The sequence below is a fragment of the Candidatus Symbiothrix dinenymphae genome (genome assembly GCF_001431085.1).
Map to the genome: position 1 here is coordinate 1 of NZ_BBRU01000496.1, position 398 is coordinate 398.

Annotated in this window: 1 protein-coding gene; it reads right to left on the reverse strand. The window is 44.7% G+C overall.

Going from position 1 to position 398, the window contains the following annotated elements; translation table 11 throughout:
- Positions 1 to 398 (reverse strand): hypothetical protein (locus ASC50_RS05305; protein ID WP_226995412.1); only part of this gene is annotated, 398 nt, incomplete at both ends.

The window sequence follows — 398 nt, forward strand, 5'->3', positions numbered from 1 at the left end:
CCGCATGACCATACAAACGATATTGCGGGTCCATGATATTTTGGTACCGAATATCGCCGTTGGTTGCCATATTAACCGAATAATCCTTATACAGGAATAAGGCATAATCCCAATACCGGATATCGTGTGTCAATTGGTATAAACGGTCTAACACATCGGTGAAATTCAACCCGTGAGTGACACCGTCGCCTGCATGATTTAGTTTGAAGGGATGCGAAGCATCTATTTTGTAGTTGTCCATTACATTTTGCACGGCTCGTTCCACCGCGGTGAGCACTTTTTTATCTTTCGTAAAACCGTAATATCCCAGCAATGCGCGAAATAGCGTTGCCTTAGCCCACAGTTCGCCGTTTTCTCGTTCAAACTGATACCGCATATCGGGCGCATAAATACCCAGA